The organism is Silvibacterium sp. (assembly GCF_047605705.1).
In the GTDB taxonomy this organism is placed as follows: Bacteria; Acidobacteriota; Terriglobia; order Terriglobales; family Acidobacteriaceae; genus Silvibacterium.
The window spans coordinates 16457-37020 of record NZ_JASGFD010000024.1; the positions used below are offsets into that span (position 1 = coordinate 16457).

The window sequence follows — 20564 nt, forward strand, 5'->3', positions numbered from 1 at the left end:
CCATGGATGGCTGGGTGATGGCAATCGGCGGCTTCAAGATGCTCGAAGCCTTGCTCTGTATTCTCCTGGGGATCGGTGGCCTGAAGCTGTTACACCTGCACCGGGATCTGGTGGATGTCGCGACGCGCGTGGTCGTGGAACTCCGTCTCGATCCGGAAGGGCATTTCGTCAACATCCTGTTGGATAAGATCGCCTTGATTGGTCCGCACCGGCTGAGGCAGATCAGCCTGGGAATTTTTGCCTATGCCGGGCTGCATACGCTGGAAGGCGTGGGACTTCTGCTTCGCAGAACCTGGGCGGAGTACGTCACCCTGATCCTGACCGCTTCTTTCCTGCCCTGGGAGACCTTCGAGATCCTTCATCGCTTCACCTGGATCAAAGTCGGGCTCTTCGTTGTGAACCTGCTGGTACTGGCTTTTCTGCTGTACTACGTCCGGTCACGATCGCATGCCCGCAGAAATTACCGGGCCGGGGAAAAACTTACGTAGCGGAAGCAACCTTTTTAGGCAAGCTTTAAGAGGGGGCGGGAATCAGAATTGCAAACACTATGGATTGCGGGTAACGCTCTTTCGTAACCACAATATGTGGTGGTTTTTAGTATCGTTTTGCACCATTTCTGAGCGCTTCCACCGCAAAACTACGAATCCACAATTTTTGTTGTTTGACGGCCTATGCCCGTGCGCTACGATTGTGGACGAAAGGGGCCCAAAAGGGTCTAAAGTGGTTCAACTTTAAGATTTACGAGGTCCTTCCCAGCCGCTGTGGAACGTTAGCACACCGACTCCGGTTGGGCGAAGGATTCTAGGATGTTTCGCGGCAATTACCCAACGCGAGTCGACGAAAAAGGGCGCTTGAAGCTCCCTGCCGACTTTAAGCGGGTAGTGGAAGAGAAGCAGTACGGCGAGACGTTCTACATCACGAGCAGGGACGGAGTGGATGTAGAGATCCACCCGATGAAGGAATGGGAAGAGATCGAGCGGAAGATCGCCGCGATTCCCAACTCCAACCCGGCCAAGAAAAAGTTGATGAATTACATCAACTATTACGGCCAGACGGTTGAAATGGATACGCAGGGCAGAGTTCTCCTGCCGCAGCTCCTGCGCGAAAAGACCAGCACGCTAGGCGATGTCCTGATCTTCGGCATGCACACGTTTCTGCGGGTAACCAACCGCGAGAACTTCGTGAAGCTGATGGACGAGTCGCCCATGACAGAAGAAGACGAGCAGATGCTCGAAAGCTTCGGCTTATAGAAAGGCAGTCCCTGAGGGGAAGCACATGACAGAACGTGAACGCCATGTGCCCGTTCTTTTACAAGAAGCGATCCGATACCTGAACCTGCTCCGCGGCGGTACGTATGTCGACGCGACGCTCGGACTGGCAGGACACTCGAGCGCGATTGCACGAGCGATCGGCCCCGAGGGCAAGTTGATTGCCTTCGACCGCGATCCCGAGGCGATGGCCCTGGCAAAGGCCAGACTGAACGCCCTTCGCGAGGAGCTCGGCGCCGAGATGCCCGAGGTAGTCCTGCACGATACGGAGTTTTCCGGTGCTGCCGAGCTGATTGAGCCGGCGAGCCTGGATGGCCTGCTGGCCGACTTCGGCGTCAGTTCCCTGCAGTTCGACGAGGCGCATAGAGGTTTTAGTTTTCAGGCGGATGGGCCACTGGAGATGCGGATGAATCCGCGCCGGGGGCACTCCGCCGCACAAGTGGTAAATCAGATGGACGAAAAAGAGCTCGCCAATCTGATTTACGAATTCGGAGAGGAAAGGAGGTCGCGGAGAATCGCCAGAGCCATTGTCAGGGCCCGGCCAGTAACGACGACGGCGGAATTAGCCGGCATCGTGAGAGCTGCGGCCCCGCCAATGAAATCTGACAGGATTCATCCGGCGACACGAACCTTCCAGGCTCTCCGAATTTACGTTAACGACGAGTTGGGCGAGATCGAATCACTGCTCGAGGCAGCACCCCGGTTGTTGAAGCCCGGCGGACGCCTGGTGGTGATCAGCTTCCACTCACTCGAAGACCGGCGCGCCAAGGATGCAATCCGCGCAGGCGCGCAGCAGGGCATCTACGAAGCGCTCACCCGCAAGCCGGTGATCGCTGAAGAAGAAGAGACGGATCGTAATCCGCGGGCAAGAAGCGCGAAGCTTCGAGCGGCGGAAAAGCTAGCAGCGAAGCCGGGACAAGGGAAGAGGCGATAAGCCAGCACCTGATTCCGGGCTTCTTTGACAACATCGGGCCGGGGTCGTCCCACCGCAGCAAACGGCGAAAGTTTTTATCCGCGCAAGACGATCCCCGCAAGACCTCTCCTCAAACCCAGCGCCCCGGCCCGGTCGCAGAGGAGAAAGAAAAGTTTCAGGCAGTGCAGAGATCAGGGAGACAACCCATGGCGACACAGGCAATCGCGTCCCCTAACATTTTCGATACCCCTTCCGGCCGCGTTCACGATCGTGTCCATGACCGTATCAGGGAGCGCAACAGCGAACTGCTCGCTGCCCAGCAGCAGCGCGCCCGCCGCGGTCCTACGCCCGAGGTTTTCTTCGTCAAGCGCTTCGACAACACCCGCCTGGTGAAGGCGGCCGACCCGGCACGCGCGAAGGAGATGCGCCTGTTCGCGGTCGCCATGGCGACGCTCTTCGCGCTGATCATGACCTACGGCTGGCAGCACCTCAGCTCGATCGAATACGGCTACCGCATTGAGAGCGAGAAGCAGCAGGTTCAGCAGCTCGAGGAGCAGAACCGTCAGCTTCGCCTCTCCGAGGCAGAGCTGGGAGATCCGGCCCGCATCGACGGCATGGCGCGTCAGCTTGGCCTCACCGCGCCGCAGCCCGGGCAGGTGGTTCGTCCCGATGCAGTGGCCGATCCGAATGCGCCGGCTCTGGCCGAGGCTTCGCCGATGCTCCCCGGCATGCGCTAGTACCGGTTTTGCAGTTCCCCACGATTGTTATTGGAGGAAAGCGATGGCAGCGATGAACGGCCTTTCCCGCCGCTGCCCTCGCTTCTCCGGCTTTATCCCGCTCTCTCCTGCGCAGCTTTCATCTCCACACTTTGAATCCGTGGGAGCCGGTTTTTCGCTCCAATTGCAGCGATGAACCGCCCGACCTTCACTCCCGTCCAGCCTGTCTCGAAGACCGGCGTCGTTACGCCGATGCGGCGCATTCGCATGCTGCAGGTGCTGGCGTTTCTCGCTCTGTGGTGCATTGTGATCTGCGGCCGGCTCATCTGGTTGCAGGTGATTCAGCACCACGAATGGCAGGACCGGGCTCTCCGCCAGCAGCAGCGCACCTTTGAGGTTGCGCCCCGGCGCGGCGTGCTCTACGACCGCAATCTGCATGAGCTGGCGATGACCACTCTGGCCGACTCGATTTTTGCTGTGCCGTCCGAAGTGGGTGACAACAAGCCCATGACGGCCACCGCGCTGGCTGCCGTGTTGCATGTGGATCCGACGGATACCTTCACTTCGGGCTCCCAGATGCTTGCGCGTCTCAATGCTTCGAGGAACTTTGCGTGGATCGCCCGCAAGCAGTCGCCGGAGATGATCGCCAAGGTAAAGGCGCTCAACCTCAAGGGCATCTATACGGTGAAGGAGTTCAAGCGGTTCTATCCGGACAACGAGATTGCCGCGCAGGTGCTGGGTTACGTCGGCATCGATGACAACGGCCTCGGCGGCCTGGAAGAAAATTTCGACGAAGACCTGCACGGTACGCCGGGCCGGATGTATGCGAATGTGGACGCACGCCGTCATCGGCTGGGCAGCGAGGAGCGCGAGCCGTTGCCGGGTGAGAACCTGGTTCTCACTATCGATGAAAACATTCAGTACATGGCCGAGCGTGCGCTCGACCACAATATGGCCCGCACGCATGCGAAGGTCGGCACCGTGGTGGTGCAGGACCCGCATACCGGGCAGATTCTTGCGCTGGCAGTACGTCCGACCTTTAATCCGAATGATTTTCGTCATGCCACGACCGATTTGCTTCGCGATCACGCGGTGAGCGATGTGTATGAGCCGGGTTCGACCTTCAAGCTGGTCACCTACTCGGCCGCGCTGGAAGAGCACGTGGCGACGCCGGATGGCATGGTGGACTGCGGCGGCGGCCAGATTAACGTGGCGGGCCGCATCGTGCATGACGCGCCGGGCGAGCACTTCGGGAACATCACCGTGGCGAAGGCTCTGGCGGAGTCGAGCGACGTGGCGGCGATTCGCCTTGCGCAACGCATGGGCGCGGAGAAGTTCTACCAGTACATCAAGGCTTATGGCTTTGGCGATCGTACCGGCATTGAGCTTCCAGACGAGACGCGTGGCTTGCTGAAGCCGGTGCGCAAGTGGAATCCGACGACGATCGGCTCGATCCCCATGGGGCAGGAAGTTGCGGTGACGCCGATCCAGCTCATCAGCATGGCTTCTACGATCGCGAATGGCGGGGTATATCTTCCTCCGCACATTCTGCTCCAAAGCACGAACGATATGAAGGGCGACGGCAAGCTGCAGCCTGCGGCCTTTCATCCGGAAAACGACCTGCCGAGTCCTCTCCCGGATGGCGCGCACCGTGTGATCTCTACGCTGACCGCGGCGCAGATGCGCAAGATGATGGAAGGCGTGGTGGAGTTCGGCACCGGACACCTGACCACGCAGCTAAACGGCTACAGCGCAGCCGGCAAGACAGGTACGGCGCAGAAGATCGACCCGCGCACACACACGTATTCGAAGACGAACTTTGTTGGATCGTTTGTGGGCTTTGCACCGGTGAACAATCCGGCGGTGACGATTGCAGTCATCACGGATTCACCGGACCACAGCATGCATTTTGGCGCCGAGGCCAGCGGTCCAGTGTTTCAGGAGCTGGCGCAGGAAATCCTCGAGTACCTGGGCGTTCCGCACGATCAGCCACTCCGCACACCGGCACAAGCCGCCAAGGTGGATGCTGCGCTGCATGCTGACAACGATGAGCCGCAGGAGAACGCGGACGACCTGAACTCGCTCTTTGCTGAAGTAAACAACCTTCCGGCGAACGATCCGCTCCGCTCTTCGCCTGCCGACGGCACACGCGCTCCGGTCTCAAAGCACGATCTGGAACAGCAGGATTCGGGAGCGCTGCCTCCAGCGCCCGAGGATTCCGGTCAGCCTGCGTCTCCGCTGATCGATCCGAAGATTCTTGAGGCGAAGCGCGAGCAGGAAAAGGAAGAATCTGCCAAGGAAGTGGCGGATAACAAGGCCGGCCAGCAGCCACTCCAGGCGCCGTCATCGGCAACGCCTGCTCCTGGGGGAGGCGTGGTGGTCGCAGCAGGCAAGCGCGTTACGGTGCCGCAATTTACGGGTGAACCGGTGCGCAAGGTGATTGAGCAGGCGGGCAGTATCGGCATCACGGTGAAGGTGCTGGGCAGCGGCATTGCGCGCGAACAGGCTCCCGCACCGGGAACCATGGTTCCGGAAGGAACCGCAGTCGTTGTGCGCTTCGGGCGTTGACGAACAGACACAACACGCGGCCGCGCGGATGAATACAATCATTTCCAGCATGACCTTCGACGACGTTCTCGCTGGTATTTCACTTCTTCATCGTTTCGGCCAGAGTCCGCATATCCGCGGCCTTGAGTATGACTCGCGCCGCATCCGGCCGGATGCGGTCTTCGTGGCCATGCGCGGCGAGACGACGGACGGCAACCGCTATCTATCGAAGGCGCTCGAGCTTGGCGCAGCCGCAGTGATCACCGATTCCGCCGAAGCTTTCGAAGGTCTGCGCCGCGATTATCCGGAAACCGCGGCAGCGCTTGTCGCGCACGGGCGCAACGCGCTGGCCCAGGCATCAGCGAATTTTTACATGCACCCGGAACATCGGATGAAGATTAGCGGCGTGACCGGAACCAACGGCAAAACGACCACCGCGTATCTTCTGGACGCCATCCTGAATCATGTGGGGCGCAAGACGGTGTTGCTGGGGACGATTGAGTGCCGCGTGGCTGGTGTCGTTCGCCCTTCCGCGCATACCACACCCGAATCCCGTGACCTCTATGAGCTTCTGCGTGACGGTGTCGATGCCGGGGCCAGCGAGGCTGTGATGGAAGTCTCCTCGCATGCGCTTGAGCAGGGACGCGTCTTTGGCGTGCCTTATGATGTTGCGATCTTTACCAACCTGACGCGCGATCATCTCGATTTCCATGGCACGATGGAGAACTACTTCGCGGCAAAGCGCCGCCTCTTCGATGGTTCGTTGGGTGCGCCGCCGCGTGTGGCTGTGATCAACGCGGACGATCCGTATGGAGAGAGGCTCGTGGTGGCTGCGAAGGAAGCAGTGGCTTTGGTCTACTCTTATGGTCTGGACGCCGGCGAATTTCGTGCCGCAGATATAGAGATGAAGCCGTCTGGCATGCGCTTTACGATCGCTTCGCCCAGCGGCAGTTTTGAAATAGCGTCGAGGCTCACGGGGAAGGTGAATGTCTACAACCTCCTCGCAGCCTGCGCCGCAGCGGCGGCACGCGGCCTCTCGCCGGAGCAGATTCAGGCTGGAGTGGCTTCGCTCGATTGCGTGCCGGGACGCTTCCAGACGGTGGACCGCGATCAGCCCTTTACGGTGGTTGTCGACTACGCGCATACCGACGATGCTCTGCGGAACCTTACCGCCTTGGCCCGCGAGTTTGTGACGGCGAGCGGAGGCCGCGTGCTCACGCTTTTCGGCTGTGGTGGAGATCGCGACCGCGCCAAGCGGCCGCTCATGGGACGCGCGGCGGGCGAGGCCAGCGACTTCGTTATCCTTACTTCGGACAATCCACGCAGCGAAGATCCGCTGGCGATCATTGCCGACGCGCTGCCGGGGCTCGAGGCAACGGGCACGAAGTATGCGGTCGAGCCAGACCGGGCAGCTGCGATCCGCCTTGCTGTGCGCGAGGCGCGTGCAGGCGATATTGTGCTGCTTGCAGGCAAGGGGCACGAAAAGACGCAGACGATAGGAGCTCAGGTGATTCCATTTGATGATGCTGCTGTAGCCACCGCCGCTCTGGAAGCCGTGCAGAACGAGGTGCGCGCATGAAGCTTGAACTGCATCAGGCCGCACAGTGGTGCGGCGCGGAATTGTACGGGGACACGCACCGTGCGAGCGTCGTCACCGGCTATTCCATCGACTCGCGTACGGTGCAACCCGGTGAGCTTTTTTTCGCAGTCAAAGGCGATCGCTTCGATGGCCATGATTTTGTTGCGGCAGCTCTCGCAGCGGGAGCCATCGGCGCCGTTGTTTCTTCTGCGCAGCTGGACCGCCTGGGGAAATTGCCTGGAGCATTGCTTGCAGTGGAGGATCCGCTTGCTGCGTTGCAGCAGCTTGCCGCGGCAGTGCGCCGCCATTGGGGGAAGCGGGTTGTGGGCGTGACCGGGTCGGCGGGAAAGACCACGACGAAGGAAGCGATTGCGGCTGTGCTCGGCGCGCGTTTCTCTGTGTTGAAATCGCAGGGCAATCTGAACAACGGCTTCGGACTTCCATTGCAACTGCTGAAGCTGCAGCCGGAGCATGAGGTCGCGGTCATCGAGATGGGTATGTCCGCGGCTGGCGAGATCGCCGCGCTTGCGCGCATCGCCGCGCCGGAATGGGGTGTCGTCACGAATGTAGGCAATGCCCATGCGGAGTTCTTTCCTGACGGGATTGCCGGGGTGGCGCGTGCGAAGTACGAGCTGATCCAGTCCCTGCCGAATCACGGCACGGCGTTTCTCAACTGCGACGATCATTATGTGGGGCAGTTTGGCCGTGATTTCAGCGGCAGCGTGGTGTACTTCGGGCATGGTCCCTGCGCCGATCCGCGCGCAACGGCCGTGGAATCACTCGGCGTGGATGGTCTGCGAGTCACGGTGCACGCAGGAGAGGAATCTGCCGTTCTACGTTTGCACCTTCTGGGGGAGCATAACGTCTCGAATGCGCTGGCTGCCATTGCCGTCGGCATCGCGGCTGGGATTCCGCTCGACGCCTGCTGCCGGGCTCTTGAAGAGCTGAAGCCGGATGAGAAACGGGGCCGCGCGACCGTGGTTCGCGGCGCGACCATCATCAATGATAGCTACAACTCAAACCCTGAGGCGCTCAAGGCGATGATTACGACGCTCGCCGAAGTGCCGGTAGGCGAGGGAGGCCGGCGCATTCTGGTTGCCGGAGAGATGCTCGAGCTGGGTGCGCAGACCGCGGTGCTTCATGCTGCCTCTGGTGAGCGCGCAGTAAAGGAAAAGGTCGATATTGTTCTGGGTGTACGCGGCGCAGCAGAGCACCTTGTGGCGGAAGTGAAGAAGCAGGGCCGCGAGGCGCACTTCTTCCCAACGCCCGAAGAGGCCGGTGCATGGCTCAATGAGCATCTCCGTGGTGGGGATGTCATTCTCCTGAAAGCCTCGCGCGGCGTGCGTCTCGAACGGCTCCTGGACCTTCTGCAACCATAACTATTACGTATTGTCTGACGTGGAGCGCAGGAGCGGCGGAGGACGATAGCCGAAGGCACGGTCCACGCATTCTGCGATTTTAAGTACGAGCTCGTCCTCAAAGGGCCTGCCCGCGATTTGTACGCCGATGGGCAGTCCCTCGTGGGATTGGCTGACAGGAACAACCGCGGCAGGTGCAGCCAGCAGGTTGAACCACTGTGTGTAGCGCATCGCATCGAGGTAGCGCACCGTCTGTGCTTCGACCTGCCATGCGCGTTCGCCGTGACGAAATGCGGGTACGGAGCAGGTTGGTAGCAGAAAAAGGGGATATTCGCGCATCTCCTCCAGCAGTTTTCCACGGACGATGTCGCATTGCGCCCAAGCGTCGAGCAGCTGTGCCGCGGTCAGCGGTGGTGCCTCCTCTGCGAGTTGCAGAAATTCGCGGAAGATGGGGCTCAGTTCTTCTTCGCGGCCTGCGATGGCAGGGGCGTAAAACATCGCACCGCACTGCATGAAGAATTTCCACCACAGTTGCCGCGCCTCTTCGAGCGCAGCAGGGCGAAACGGCTCTACGCGGAAGCCTAGTGCTTCGAGAGCTTTCGCGGCGGAGCGTACGGCCTCACGGGTTTCGTCGGTGACTGGCGCGATGCCGTCGTCTTCCATCCAGCCAATGCGAACCTGCTTCGCCTGCTCGATCGATATTTCACGTGTTGCGAGTGGAGGGCTTATGGGGTCGAGAGGATCCTGTGCGGCGATGGTCTCAAAGAGCAGGGCAACGTCGCTGATGGTGCGAGCCATCGGCCCTACAGCGCCGAGAATCGAGAAGGGGCCGATGCAGGGTGGTGTATGTCCTCGGCCTGGGATGCGGCCAGGTGTGGGCTTCAACGCGCTGATGCCACAGAAATGCGCAGGCACGCGCACGGAGCCGCCACTGTCGCTGCCGAGACCTCCGGCAGCCATCCCTGCTGCGATGGCCGCGGCTTCGCCGCCGCTTGAGCCGCCAGCAGAGTGCTCCAGGCTCCATGGATTCCGTGTCCTGCCGTAGAGAAGATTGTCTGTCTCATACGCCATGAGGAATTCCGGGCAATTGGTTGTCCCTAACAGTGTTGCGCCCGCAGAGCGTATACGCGCCACTGCTTCTGCGTCTTCGCTGGCAACTTCGCCGCGCAGCAATACGCTGCCTATTTCGCAGCGATAGCCTGCGATGGGCACGGTCGCTTTCGAACTCAGGCAGAGCCCGGCGAGTGGTCCCCTGGCGCCACGCCGTGCCTGCTCGCGAACCCTGTCGGCGTCGAATTCGATGAATGCCCCGAGCGTGGTGTTCCACCGCTCGATCTGCCGGATATGCTCTTCCGCGAGTTCGACAGGCGAAATCCTGCGGGCGCGCAGCATGGCCAGCTGCTCGCGGGCCGAAAGGAATGTCACTGTCATGGTTGCGTATTCGGTTCCGACTTCACCGGAGCGTAGTCGAACTGAAAGTGCTGCAGGCGGTTGCCGAATTCAAAGCGGTCATCCCAGTTCAGCAGGTAGCGAAGCGTCTCCGGCGTGTCTGGATAGTGCTCTGACTTGGGATACGGGTAGCTGCTTTCTTCGTGATACGGAAGCTGCGCGACGCTGAAGGGCATGGCTTCGTAGAAGTCCATATCTTTTACAAAACCGTTCGCGTAGAAGAAATAATCGCGCTTCCAGTGCGGCGGAAGCAGCGGCAGAGAAGCTGCTGCGAACTCAGCGTCGATTTCTTCGCCACTGCCGAAGATCACATACTGATTGTCAGCGCTGGTCAGGAGCGGCGTTACGTTGCCATAGTGCGTGTATGGGCCGCGCTGCCATTCAAAGGGGCCAGTCTGGCTGATTTTCTCGTAGTTATACGTAAGGTCCCCAAGCGTTTTGCCCTCGATCTGCTGCGGGTAACCACGGAAGGCGAGGTGCGCCGTGCCCAGAGGCAGCTCCGTCTGCCGCATCGTGACATGTTGCGATGGACCGTTATCGACCAGCGCCTGGTCCCAGTAGATCTGAAGATTTGTGGTGAGGCGAACCTTAGTCACGCCTGCGGGCAGCTTGCCGGTGAGGTCGACGACAATGGTGCGCGGCAGGCCGGCAGGAAAGCCCATGTCGTCAATGATCCGCTTCCAGCTCCCATCTGGCATTTGTGCTTCGAGATAGGGAGAGATCGGCTTGAGGCCTGCCTGCCATGCGGAGTACATCGAGCTTGCGCTGAAGTATTCGATGTAGCCGTGAAGGAAGAGCCGCAACGGATTTACCGGTGACCATGCGCCCAGATCCAGCGTGAGCGTGTGCATGTTGGCATAGCCCGCATAGCTAAGGTTGGTGAAGTCGCGTACGTATTGGTGATCGCGCTTCGCGAGCAGTGGCAGTACATCCTGCCCATGGTCATCCCATGCGCCGGCAGGCAGACGTGTCTGGGAGGACGCCGCGACAGCTTTGCCTGAAGCAAAAGGAGCTTCATCGAGGAAGCGCTCGTCGGGATAGACTTCGGTGCCTTCAGGATGATCCACGGCAACAAGCCGCAGCTGATCGATGTAGTTGATCTCTTCCATCGGCTCGCCGAAGCGCAGACTCAGGTAGCCGCCGCGCGCTTTCAACTGCGAGCCTTCTACCTTAATCCACTCATCAGCATCGGCTTGATTCGTGGCCGTTGGCGAAACCCAATGCCCGACGACGGCTGCGCCGATGACGTCCGAGATGAACTGATACTTCGTGCCGTCCCATGCGAAGAGAACCGGGCACGAACTGCCACGGCGATCGAGTTCCTTGAGCTCAAGAGGTTTTACCGCCGAGATGTCGATCTCATCTTGTGGCACTCCGGTTGGCCACAGCATCCGCACCACGTCGGCCTGCGTACTCTGCCCAAGGCCAGCGAGAATCGCCGTCGCGCCCTGGCTCAGATAGCCCGCACCGCCGGTGATCTCGAACTTCTGCATCTGCCCGCTCGAAAAGACCTCGACCTTGGTGCCGATGGCGGTCTTGTTGTCGGCAAGGCCGGTCAGATCGATCCGCAGGGAGTGGTTCTTGTTGCCGCCGATATTCTTCAGCGCGACGACCGATCCATCAGCCTGTGTGACGATCAAGTCCGTTGCGCCGTCACCGTCGATGTCATCGGCGATGAGCGCACGAGGATTGCTCAGGTTGAGCTTGCTTGCGCCCACGGCGTCGCTCACATCTTCGAATCCTTGCGGGCCGCGGTTGCGGAAGACGCGCAGACTCGCACCAGCGGGAGTTTCTACGATGGCGGCGAGATCGATCCATCCGTCGTTATCGATATCGATCGGAGTCAGGCCCCATGCGGCCGTGGCATCTTTGAGTGGAAGCGGTACGCGTTCAAAGGTATTGCCGCCAATGTTGTGCCATACCGTGATGCCGGGTGCGCCTGTGTGCGAAACCGCGACGTCCATCCAGCCATCTTTGTCGAAGTCAAAGACAGCGAGGCCGCGCGATGCGGTCAGAGTGCTATCGCTGTAGAGCGGCTGCGGTTGAAATTTTCCTTCGCGCTGGTTCAGATAGGCAATCGGTGCTGCATCCTTACCTGCGACGAGCAGGTCCACGGCGCGGTCGTTGTTGATATCAGAAAGTGTTGCTCCTGCGGTTGGCTTCGCGCCTGCGAGTCCGGTGGGCGCGGTCCACTCGGTAAAGGTGGAGTTGCCGTTGTTGCGCCACAGGATGCTCGGACCGTTGTTGTCCCTGGCTGTGCCTGTCACCAGCAGATCCACATCTCCGTCGTGATCGAAGTCGACAAAGAGCAGGCCAGCGGGATGATTCAGCTGCTGGATGCCAGCCTTTTCGGTCGCGTCTTCAAAATGCCCGTCGCCGGTGTTGTGGTAGAGCACCACGCGATCGGTGAAGGCGACCGCAAGATCGGGCAAACCGTCGCCATCGTAGTCGCCCACGGCGCAGGCCGTCGCGTCTCCCCCTGCGGTAAGGCCGGTCCGCGTGGAGGGGATTTCGGTGTATCCGTTCGCTGACGGTGTGAAGACACGCAGCGCCTGCGCGCCGGTGCCGAGTACAAGCAGGTTCGCTTTGCCGCTTTTTTTCGTCGGCAGCAAACACGCGCCGGCACTGTGGCCGGAGGTCGCACTGGTTAGCGCGGGAGCGATTGTCTCAGGCTTCAGCGTAACGGGGATCATGGGGCCGGGCATCACCGGAGGCGCCAGCATGTCTTCTACCGTTGCGTAGTGGCCCTGCTCGCCATAGGCTGCGCTGAGCGGGCTCGAGATCTTGCCTTGGGTGAGCTGCTGAAAACGCCGCAGGTGCTGGCGCGAGCCATCGGTATCGCCGAGGCGCTGCAACGCGCGCGCGAGGCCGAATTGCGCTGATGCGTGGATCGGATTCAGCTGGATCGCAGTCTCGTATTCCTGCTTGGCATGTTCATAATCACTCAGGCTCAGGTAAAAGGAGCCGAGGAAGTAGTGCGTGTCTGCGTCTTTTGGGTCCAGCGCGACCACATGCTGCAGGTCGTCTATGGCCTGCTTCGGATTGCCGGCGTTTAGGTGCGCGAGGCCCAGCGCATACCAGACACGCGGATTCTTCCCATCGATCTTTGCTGCTTCCTCCAGCGCTGCCTCTGCTTCCGGAAGCTTTTGCAGGTAAAGCAGCGCGATGCCCTTATTCAGCACCGGGATCGCGGTCTGCGCATCGGCGGCATGTGCAGCTTCAAATTTGGCCAGCGCCTTTTCCGAGAATTGCTGATTCATCAGGGCGACACCCACATTGTTGAGGCGCGACGCTTCGACGGAAGGCGCAGCCTGGGCAAAGGCCGGATGCGTGCTGCCCGCGCTGATGAATAGGCAGAGGGCGGAAGTGATGCAGAGTGTTGCGTGCCGGATGAGAGTATTGTGGGCGAACATCGTCGGGGCCAATTATAGAAGAGCAAACGATAGACTGAGAGCGATGCCGGATACCCGTGTGAACACCTGGAACGATCTTTTCCCCTGGATGAAACTCGATTCGCCGCGCCCGATCGATCCGGCCTTGATCCGGACGAAACGCATCCTGATTACAGGCGCCGGCGGTTCGGTCGGGTCCGCACTTGCGCATGAGGTTGCGTCACTCGACCCGGATGTTCTGGTGGCGCTTGAGGCTTCGGAGCAGGGACTGTTTCGGCTCACCCAAGGACTTCGCTCGCCGCACACGGCGGTGCTGGGCAGCGTAGGGGATGAGGGTCTGGTAAGGGAGCTATTCGAGACGCATCGCTTTGACCTGGTGTTACACGCCGCCGCTTATAAACATGTGCCGCTGCTCGAATCGCAGCCGTTCGCGGCTATTGCGAACAATGCGCTTGCAACGAGGAACCTTGTTCGTCTCGCAGCGGAGGCTGGCACCTCGACTTTGGTGCTGCTCTCGACCGACAAGGCTGTAGAGCCGGTGAACATGCTCGGAGTCTCGAAGCGCATCGCCGAGCTTGCGACCCTGGACGCTGGCTTCACGGTAGTTCGGCTCGGGAACATCCTTGGATCGGCGGGCAGCGTGCTGCCGCTTCTTCAGGAACAGCTCGATCGCGGTGAGCCTCTGACCGTCACGCATTCCGAAGCAAGCCGTTATTTCCTCACCATGCCTGATGCGGTGCAGTTGCTTCTGCTGGCAGCCACCGAAGTGCGGGGTCCACAGCTTTTTGTGCCGGAGATGGGCGATCCGATACTGATCCGTGATCTCGCTGAGCGGATGCTCGCATCGTCGAATCGTTCACCGAGGGGCATCCTTTATACCGGTCTGCGCGCCGGGGAAAAGTTGCATGAGGTACTAATCGCGTCTGATGAGAAGGTGCAGATCCTGCCTGGATCGCCGCTTCGTGCTGTCATCACGCCACAGCCTGATTCGCATGTACTCGGGGCCACTCTCGACGCACTTACTTCAGCGGTACAGAGTCGTAATTTGTCACAGCTGCTGGATGCTATTCACCTCCTTGTCCCGGCGTATCAGGGCCAGCCGGAGGTGCGGGCGTGAGCGGGACGAAGCGCACCATTGCCGTGGTCACCAGCTCGCGTGCGGACTATAGCCACCTCTACTGGCCGCTCCGCGACCTTGCCGACCACCCGGACGTCGATCTGCGGCTCATTGTGATGGCGTCGCACCACTCGCCTGCCTTCGGCTCGACGGTAAAAGAGATCGAGAAGGATGGATTTACGATCGCCGGGCGGGTTGAATGCCTGCTGAGTTCGGACTCCGATGTGGGCATGGCGAAAACTATCGGCATCGCGGTGCAGAGCCTCGCCGATCTGCTCGGCACAATGCGGCCGGACCTGCTGCTATTGATTGCCGACCGTTACGAGATGCTGGCGCCCGCGTCGGTGGCACTCGCGCTGCGTATCCCCATCGCACACATTGAGGGCGGCGAGACCAGCGAGGGCGCGATCGACGACGCTGTGCGGCATGCGCTCACCAAGATGAGCCACATCCACTTCACCTCCACGCAAGGCGCTCGCGCACGGGTGATCTCGATGGGCGAGGAGCCGTGGAGGGTGCATCGTGCCGGCGCTCCTTCTCTCGATCATCTGCGGCGCAGCAAGTTGCTGAGTCGCGTGGAGCTGGAGGCGAAGCTCGGCATGGATCTGAGCCGGAAGCCGGTGCTGGTTACGTATCACCCGGTCACATTGCGCACAGATACTACAGAAGAAGCGGATGCTCTCTTTGCTGCGTTGGAGCAGGTTGAGGAGCCAGTCTTCTTCTGCTTTCCGAATGCCGATGCGGGCAGCTATCAGCTCATGGAGCGCACACAGGCGTTCCTCTCACAGCGGGACGATGGCCGGGTCTTTGTGAATCTCGATGCGGTGACCTACTGGAGCCTGTTGCGGCAGGTGCGGATGCTGGTCGGCAACTCCTCGAGCGGCATCATGGAGACGGCTTCCTTCGCGTTGCCGACGGTGAATGTCGGCCTTCGGCAGAAGGGGCGCGAGCGGGCGAAGAATGTTCTCGATGCGGCTCCGGATACGATGGATATCCTTGCGAAGATTCGTATCGCATACAGTGACGAATTCCGTGCATCGCTTGCGGGTATGACAAATCCTTATGGCGACGGTCATGCGGCAGAATTCATCACCCGAGTGCTGACCCAAGTTCCCCTCGGCAGTGAGCTGCTCACCAAGCAGGCGGTACCTTTGCCTATCGTGCTTCCTGACGAGACAGACGCATGAGGATTCCGCTTTCGCAGCCAGACATTACGGACGCTGAGATCGAGGCCGTCACCGCGGTTCTGCGCAGTCCACAGCTCAGTCTTGGGCCGCGTCTGCCGGCGTTTGAGCGCGCGATGGCAGGCTATGTCGGTGTGGCGCACGGTATCGGCGTGAACTCAGGCACCAGCGGGCTGCATCTTTGCGTGCGAGCGCTCGGTTTGGGTGAGGGCGATGAGGTGATCGTTCCGTCCTTCACCTTTATTGCCGCTGCCAATGCCATCCGCTTCGAACGGGCGACGCCGGTCTTTGCCGACATCGATCCGGTTACGCTCAACCTCGATCCTGCGAGGGTGGAAGCTGCGATTACGCCACGCACGCGGGCGATCATGGCGGTGCACAACTTCGGTGTGCCTGCGCCGATGGATGCGCTGCTCGAGATTGCGGAGCGGCACAGGCTTGTTGTGATCGAGGACGCATGCGAGGCGATTGGCGCGGAATATCGTGGGCGCGGGGTGGGAAGCTTCGGTCATGCAGCCGTGTTCGCGTTCTATCCGAACAAGCAGATCACAACCGGTGAAGGCGGGATGATCGTAACGCAAGATGCCGGGCTTGCTGCGAAGATGCGAGCATGGCGCAACCAGGGCCGCTATGATTCGGCTGACTGGCTGCAGCATGAGGAGCTGGGTTATAACTACCGCCTGCCGGAAATGAGTTGCGCGCTGGGCCTGGCGCAGTTGCGACGACTGGATGAGATTCTCATCGCGCGGGCTCGCGTGGCAGCGATGTATGAGCGGGCGCTGGCGGAGATTCCCGAGTTGATTCTGCCTTCACAGGAGCTTGCAGATGGCAGGCGAAGCTGGTTCGTCTACGTGTTGCGGCTTGCAGACCGCTTCGCCCCGCAGCAGCGCGATTGGCTGGCATCGTATCTGCAGGAGCAGGGAATCGGTTGCGCGCGCTACTTTGCTCCGATTCACCTGCAGCCGAGTTACAGCGCGTGGCGCGGTGCGCACCTTCCTGTAACGGAGGCCGTGGCTGCGCGCACGCTTGCGCTGCCGTTCTTCAATCGGTTGACGGAAGATGAGGTTGCACAGGTAGCGGATGTGTTGCGGGCGGGGTTGCGGAGGATTTGAGCGAAGTGCCGCCTCGATTGAGGTTTGTGTGAGATCCACCCATTCCAAAATCGGGCATGGGGGCACCCGCTTCCTCGTTCATAGGAAGAGAACCGCAGGTCCCTCCACTGCGCTTCGCCCTTTGTGCTTCGCTTCGGTCGGGATGACAGTTGTTCTCTTTGGGAAGCTCTCTAAAGAAAGCATTGGGTATGGCCCGTACAGTCTAGAGTGCTACGAGCGCCACGCGCAGACGATGCGTGCGGAGTGTCCGCGCATCTTGAGGCCATCGCTGCGATAGGCAAAGTAGCGGCCGTTCAATTCAGCCGAACCGACATCTTCGATGCGTGAGAATGCGCCGAGCTCCTCCGCCAGATCTTCGGGCAGAAAGAAAAGCTGAAAGGGCTCTCCCGCGAGCGCAACGCGTGCGGACAAAGAGGCGCGCTCCAGTTGTTCGACGGAAGGGAGTGCTTCGGTGCGCAGGAAGTAGTCCATCACCAGAGCGCTGCCTACGGGGCGTGCGTCGAGATAGGCCACGGTGCGGCGGAAGGCTTCGAGCGTGAGATACGGCACGACGCCAAGCCATGCGAAGACAGCGGGCTGCGTGGAATCGAATCCGGCTGCTGCGAGTTCTGTCTCGAGTGATTGCTGCTCGAAATTCACAGGCACGTAGCGCAGAGAATCGGGCACGGTAATGCCGTTGCGTGCGATCAGGCCGCGCTTCCATGCCTGCGTGGAAGGATGATCGACCTCAAAGACGCGGAGGCCGGGATGGGGATTGCGATAGGCGAAGGTGTCGAGTCCGGCGCCGAGCAGTACATACTGTCTCACGCCGCTGGCATAGGCCGTGGCGAGATGATCTTCGGCAAATCGGCTGCGGGCTACGAGAAAGGCGCGCATGCCGAGGGAGTGCGGCTTTTCGAGCTTGAAGCGCGTGCGCTCCAACTCCTCGCGAAACTCCGCACCGAGCAGCGGAACGGCCACGGGGTCAGTGAAGACGACAGGCGAATCGTAGAGCTGGTGCGCAGCGCGGCGCAGGGCTACGCGGATCGCGGTCCGCGAGGGAGTTCCTTCATCCATACGGGATCGATTGTAAATTTCCTAATTCTGCTTTGCCCCGATCTGAACGGTGTTGAAGGAGTCAGGAGGCATCAGGCCGCTGATGCGCTCGCCATGAACGATGAGATCCACCGCGCGCTCGCGCGAGCTGGCGTTGCGCAGCAGGACGATGGTGCTGCCGTCCGGGTTGGCGAAGGCCAGCGCATCCTCCATCGTGCCGTCGAGGTCGAGTCGCCGTGCGCCCGGCTGGATGAAATGGCTGGCGTGTTTGAGCAGATAGTATTCGTGGTTCCAGTGGTAGCTGCGGTCAGTGGGGTTCACGGTGAGCAGTGAGTTCTGCGGCCATCCCCAGTGGCTCACGCCGCCGGGCAGCAGCGAGATATTCCAGTACATGTAGCCGGTGGCGCCGTCGGAGAGGTAGTGGCGCATCAGATCCCAGCAGTAGGTGGCATAGTTCCAGTCGTTCTTGCCGTCGCCGCACTCCTGCTCGGACTGGTAGAGCGTCAGCTCGGGATGCTGGCGGCGGATGACGGCGATGGCGTCCTTGCCGGCCCACTGGATGCCAGCGCCGCGGACCCAGCGCGCGGCCTCGGGATCGGCCAGTGTGCGAAAGAGCAGGTCAGGGTTACCGCGCTCGAGGGTGCCGAAGAAGACATTTACACCGCGCTTTTGCATTTCCGGGCCGAGATGGCAGATGAAGCGTGCCAGACCTTCGGGCGTCCAGGTGCAGCTTGGGAAAGGCTGCGCGGAGTTGAACTCGTTTTGCGGCATCACGGTCTCGATCTCTATGCCCTGGGCGCGGTAGCCATCGATGAACTTGCCAAAATAACGGGCGTAGGCATCGAAGTAGCGATCCTCCTGAAGAAACATGTCTTCGCCCTCGTGACCAACCTGATCGGGGCGGATGCCGTTCGGCGGCCAGCCGGGAAATTGCACGGCTTCGGCGTAGAAGCCGTTTTTTTTCATCCAGCTGGGTGGGCTCCATGGCGAGGCCCACAGGCGCAGGTGCGGGTTATGCTGCTTCGCCGCGTGGATGAAGGGGATCAGCGTCTCCTGGTCGTTGGCGAGGCTGAAGTGTTCGAGGGCGAAGTCGCCGGGCGTTTCATCGTAGGAATACCAGCCGCGCGAGAAGTCATTCGCGCCCACTGGCATGCGGCAGAGGTTCAGGCTTGCGCCCTTGCCGGGAGCGAATAATTCCGCGAAGACGGCTTCACGGTCGGCCTCGCTCAGCAGCGCGATCGAGGTCCATCCCAGCTCATTGAAGCATCCGCCGAAGCCCTGCATCGGGCCACCTGTCGGCGAGTCGGCTATCTGCAGGTCGAGGGTGTCCCAGCGCCATCCGGCTTCCCGCAGCGGGCGTGTCTGCCACGGAGCGCTTTCGGTGGTGCTAATCCACTGGATCTGCGTTGCTGCCTGGGCCCGCCCACTGCGGGAAGCCGTGGTGGCTCCGGCTGCGGCGATCGCTGCTGTCTTTAGAAAGGCTCGCCTTTGGATGACTGTTCTCCTTGCCTGCCCTTTTATTGTCATTCAGACGGAAAGAGGCAGGGCCGAAGCCCCGCCTCTCGATTTTCCATTCGCCGGTGTGCCTAAAAAAACTCCGGCGCGCCCCGGCGCAGATAGGCTCCATATCCACCGAAACCCAGCGCGGCGACGACCGCCAGCACGTTGTAGTAGAACATCGGGTGCAGCCATCCCGGCGAGTAGGTCAGATCCTGGCCGGACCAGAGGGTGAGCAGGATCGCGAAGAAGCCGAACTGTCCGGCGATGACCTGCAGTGCCAGCCCCCAGCGCCGCCGCCTGTCGAGGATTTCGATTTCGTCGGGCGATGCGTTCTGCTCTTCCACGGGAATCGTCAGGTTGGCCATCCGGAAGCTCCTTGGTTTGTTCGATGTCCTGCGCGTGCCATCGGCGTTTCGCGAAACAGTAAAGCAGAGAACAGCTTTCGTTGTACAGGCCAGAGATACGGATTTCCGGGAGAGCGTGCTTTTCCGGGCGATGCCCGAGAGCAGGATCACCGTCCTAAGGGGTGGATGCGGTCCGCCGTCCGGAGGGATTCCTGTCGCATCCGTCGAGGCTCCGAAGTAACCCGTTCGCTGTGTGAAAAATTGAACCCGCTGCCCCCCTCGTGATACACCCGGGGCATGAGCACTTCTGTTCAGCACGATCCCGCCGAGGCAGCCAAGCGCAAGGCCGCCGAGTACGCCGCCGCGCAGATTCAGGACGGCATGGCCGTCGGCCTCGGCTCCGGCACCACCTCCAAGCTGGTCATCGACGAGGTTGGCCGCCGCGTCAAGGAGGGGCTGCGCATCAAGGCCATCGCCACCTCCATCCAGTCGCACAACCAGGCCGTGGCGCTGGGGATTCCCATCACCGACTTCGCCTCGACGCCCCGGCTCGATCTCGCGGTCGACGGCGCGGATGAGGTCCAGCGCGGTACGCTTCATCTGATCAAGGGCCACGGCGGCGCGCTGCTGCGCGAGAAGCTGGTCGAAATCATCGCCGACCGCCTCCTGATTGCGGTTGACCCTCGTAAGCTTGTCGATACGCTCGGTTCGGTCTTTCAGGTTCCGGTGGAAGTTGTCCCCTTTGCATGGGAGAGCACTGCGACCCGTCTGCGCGAGCTCGGCTTCTCGCCTGAGTTGCGCGTGCACGAGGATGGCAAGCCCTACATCACGGACGGCCAGCACTACATTCTCCACTGCGACCTGCCCGGTTCCGGTCTTTCGCCGGAGGAGGCCGCCGAAGCCTTCAACCGCACCGTTGGTGTGGTCGAGCATGGGCTCTTCCTGAACATGGCCAGCCAGGTCGTCATCGGCAGCCCGGACGGCATCGAGATCCTCGATCCAATCGTGAAGTAACTGTGCAGGCCAAGAGGCAATCCGTTCCGGAATCGA

The 20564-nt window shown here is 61.0% G+C and carries 16 protein-coding genes; 11 read left to right on the forward strand and 5 right to left on the reverse strand.

Translation table 11 applies throughout. From position 1 onward, the window contains the following. Positions 1 to 17: 17 nt before the first annotated feature. The 7 genes from QM649_RS10430 (at position 18) to QM649_RS10460 (ending at position 8402) form a co-directional block, all read left to right on the forward strand. The gene (locus QM649_RS10430; RefSeq protein ID WP_415198978.1) at positions 18 to 488 is read left to right on the forward strand and encodes a DUF2127 domain-containing protein; all 471 of its coding nucleotides are present in this window, start codon (positions 18 to 20) and stop codon (positions 486 to 488) included. 318 nt (positions 489 to 806) lie between these two features. Next, positions 807 to 1250, forward strand: coding sequence for a division/cell wall cluster transcriptional repressor MraZ (locus QM649_RS10435; protein WP_415198979.1), 444 nt, complete (start codon positions 807 to 809; stop codon positions 1248 to 1250). A 25-nt stretch (positions 1251 to 1275) separates the two neighbouring features. Continuing rightward, complete coding sequence (gene rsmH, locus QM649_RS10440) at positions 1276 to 2202, forward strand: 16S rRNA (cytosine(1402)-N(4))-methyltransferase RsmH (RefSeq protein ID WP_415198980.1); 927 nt, start codon at positions 1276 to 1278, stop codon at positions 2200 to 2202. A 185-nt stretch (positions 2203 to 2387) separates the two neighbouring features. Further along, a complete protein-coding gene (locus QM649_RS10445) occupies positions 2388 to 2918 on the forward strand; it encodes a cell division protein FtsL (RefSeq protein WP_415198981.1) in 531 nt (176 codons plus the stop codon). A gap of 171 nt (positions 2919 to 3089) precedes the next feature. Further along, positions 3090 to 5465 (forward strand): penicillin-binding transpeptidase domain-containing protein, encoded by a 2376-nt coding sequence (locus tag QM649_RS10450; protein WP_415198982.1) that lies wholly within the window; start codon positions 3090 to 3092, stop codon positions 5463 to 5465. A gap of 28 nt (positions 5466 to 5493) precedes the next feature. Continuing rightward, the gene (locus tag QM649_RS10455) at positions 5494 to 7023 is read left to right on the forward strand and encodes a UDP-N-acetylmuramoyl-L-alanyl-D-glutamate--2,6-diaminopimelate ligase (RefSeq protein ID WP_415198983.1); all 1530 of its coding nucleotides are present in this window, start codon (positions 5494 to 5496) and stop codon (positions 7021 to 7023) included. Further along, complete coding sequence (locus QM649_RS10460) at positions 7020 to 8402, forward strand: UDP-N-acetylmuramoyl-tripeptide--D-alanyl-D-alanine ligase (RefSeq protein WP_415198984.1); 1383 nt, start codon at positions 7020 to 7022, stop codon at positions 8400 to 8402. Before QM649_RS10455 ends, QM649_RS10460 begins: the two co-directional genes overlap by 4 nt. A 3-nt stretch (positions 8403 to 8405) precedes the next feature. Here the strand turns inward: QM649_RS10460 and QM649_RS10465 are convergent, their stop codons facing one another. Both QM649_RS10465 and QM649_RS10470 read right to left on the reverse strand, forming a co-directional pair. Continuing rightward, positions 8406 to 9812 (reverse strand): amidase, encoded by a 1407-nt coding sequence (locus tag QM649_RS10465; protein ID WP_415198985.1) that lies wholly within the window; start codon positions 9810 to 9812, stop codon positions 8406 to 8408. Next, complete coding sequence (locus QM649_RS10470; RefSeq protein ID WP_415198986.1) at positions 9809 to 13243, reverse strand: FG-GAP-like repeat-containing protein; 3435 nt, start codon at positions 13241 to 13243, stop codon at positions 9809 to 9811. Before QM649_RS10470 ends, QM649_RS10465 begins: the two co-directional genes overlap by 4 nt. Between QM649_RS10470 and QM649_RS10475 the strand changes: the two genes are divergently transcribed. The 3 genes from QM649_RS10475 to QM649_RS10485 are packed head-to-tail and all read left to right on the forward strand — an operon-like array spanning position 13200 to position 16635. After that, positions 13200 to 14339 carry a polysaccharide biosynthesis protein gene (locus QM649_RS10475; RefSeq protein WP_415198987.1) on the forward strand — a complete coding sequence of 380 codons (1140 nt, stop codon included), beginning with the start codon at positions 13200 to 13202 and terminating at the stop codon, positions 14337 to 14339. The two genes, QM649_RS10470 and QM649_RS10475, sit on opposite strands and share 44 nt — an antisense overlap. Next, entirely contained in the window at positions 14336 to 15526 is a 1191-nt protein-coding gene (gene neuC, locus QM649_RS10480) for a UDP-N-acetylglucosamine 2-epimerase (protein WP_415198988.1), read from the forward strand. The genes QM649_RS10475 and neuC overlap by 4 nt, the downstream gene beginning before the upstream one ends. Next, complete coding sequence (locus QM649_RS10485) at positions 15523 to 16635, forward strand: DegT/DnrJ/EryC1/StrS family aminotransferase (protein WP_415198989.1); 1113 nt, start codon at positions 15523 to 15525, stop codon at positions 16633 to 16635. The genes neuC and QM649_RS10485 overlap by 4 nt, the downstream gene beginning before the upstream one ends. A 210-nt stretch (positions 16636 to 16845) precedes the next feature. Here QM649_RS10485 and QM649_RS10490 read toward each other — a convergent pair whose 3' ends face one another. Genes QM649_RS10490 through QM649_RS10500 form a run of 3 tightly spaced genes read right to left on the reverse strand, consistent with a single transcriptional unit; the run spans position 16846 to position 19535 of the window. Continuing rightward, positions 16846 to 17691 (reverse strand): class I SAM-dependent methyltransferase, encoded by an 846-nt coding sequence (locus QM649_RS10490; RefSeq protein WP_415198990.1) that lies wholly within the window; start codon positions 17689 to 17691, stop codon positions 16846 to 16848. 21 nt (positions 17692 to 17712) lie between these two features. Beyond that, positions 17713 to 19197 carry a glycoside hydrolase family 30 protein gene (locus QM649_RS10495; protein WP_415198991.1) on the reverse strand — a complete coding sequence of 495 codons (1485 nt, stop codon included), beginning with the start codon at positions 19195 to 19197 and terminating at the stop codon, positions 17713 to 17715. A gap of 59 nt (positions 19198 to 19256) precedes the next feature. Then, positions 19257 to 19535, reverse strand: a complete 279-nt coding sequence (locus tag QM649_RS10500; RefSeq protein ID WP_415198992.1) for a hypothetical protein — start codon at positions 19533 to 19535, stop codon at positions 19257 to 19259. A 276-nt stretch (positions 19536 to 19811) separates the two neighbouring features. On the opposite strand from QM649_RS10500, the gene rpiA reads away from it, so the two are divergent. Further along, entirely contained in the window at positions 19812 to 20528 is a 717-nt protein-coding gene (gene rpiA / locus QM649_RS10505; protein WP_415198993.1) for a ribose 5-phosphate isomerase A, read from the forward strand. Positions 20529 to 20564: the final 36 nt, after the last annotated feature.

Bases quoted from the DNA above. Each gene is read 5' to 3' on its own strand.
- QM649_RS10430 (WP_415198978.1), top strand. From the start codon at position 18: ATGGCAATCGGCGGCTTCAAGATGCTCGAAGCCTTGCTCTGTATTCTC.
- QM649_RS10435 (WP_415198979.1), top strand. From the start codon at position 807: ATGTTTCGCGGCAATTACCCAACGCGAGTCGACGAAAAAGGGCGCTTG.
- rsmH (WP_415198980.1), top strand. From the start codon at position 1,276: ATGACAGAACGTGAACGCCATGTGCCCGTTCTTTTACAAGAAGCGATC.
- QM649_RS10445 (WP_415198981.1), top strand. From the start codon at position 2,388: ATGGCGACACAGGCAATCGCGTCCCCTAACATTTTCGATACCCCTTCC.
- QM649_RS10450 (WP_415198982.1), top strand. From the start codon at position 3,090: ATGAACCGCCCGACCTTCACTCCCGTCCAGCCTGTCTCGAAGACCGGC.
- QM649_RS10455 (WP_415198983.1), top strand. From the start codon at position 5,494: ATGAATACAATCATTTCCAGCATGACCTTCGACGACGTTCTCGCTGGT.
- QM649_RS10460 (WP_415198984.1), top strand. From the start codon at position 7,020: ATGAAGCTTGAACTGCATCAGGCCGCACAGTGGTGCGGCGCGGAATTG.
- QM649_RS10465 (WP_415198985.1), bottom strand. From the start codon at position 9,812: ATGACAGTGACATTCCTTTCGGCCCGCGAGCAGCTGGCCATGCTGCGC.
- QM649_RS10475 (WP_415198987.1), top strand. From the start codon at position 13,200: ATGCAGAGTGTTGCGTGCCGGATGAGAGTATTGTGGGCGAACATCGTC.
- QM649_RS10470 (WP_415198986.1), bottom strand. From the start codon at position 13,243: ATGTTCGCCCACAATACTCTCATCCGGCACGCAACACTCTGCATCACT.
- QM649_RS10485 (WP_415198989.1), top strand. From the start codon at position 15,523: ATGAGGATTCCGCTTTCGCAGCCAGACATTACGGACGCTGAGATCGAG.
- QM649_RS10490 (WP_415198990.1), bottom strand. From the start codon at position 17,691: ATGGATGAAGGAACTCCCTCGCGGACCGCGATCCGCGTAGCCCTGCGC.
- QM649_RS10495 (WP_415198991.1), bottom strand. From the start codon at position 19,197: ATGACAATAAAAGGGCAGGCAAGGAGAACAGTCATCCAAAGGCGAGCC.
- QM649_RS10500 (WP_415198992.1), bottom strand. From the start codon at position 19,535: ATGGCCAACCTGACGATTCCCGTGGAAGAGCAGAACGCATCGCCCGAC.
- rpiA (WP_415198993.1), top strand. From the start codon at position 19,812: ATGAGCACTTCTGTTCAGCACGATCCCGCCGAGGCAGCCAAGCGCAAG.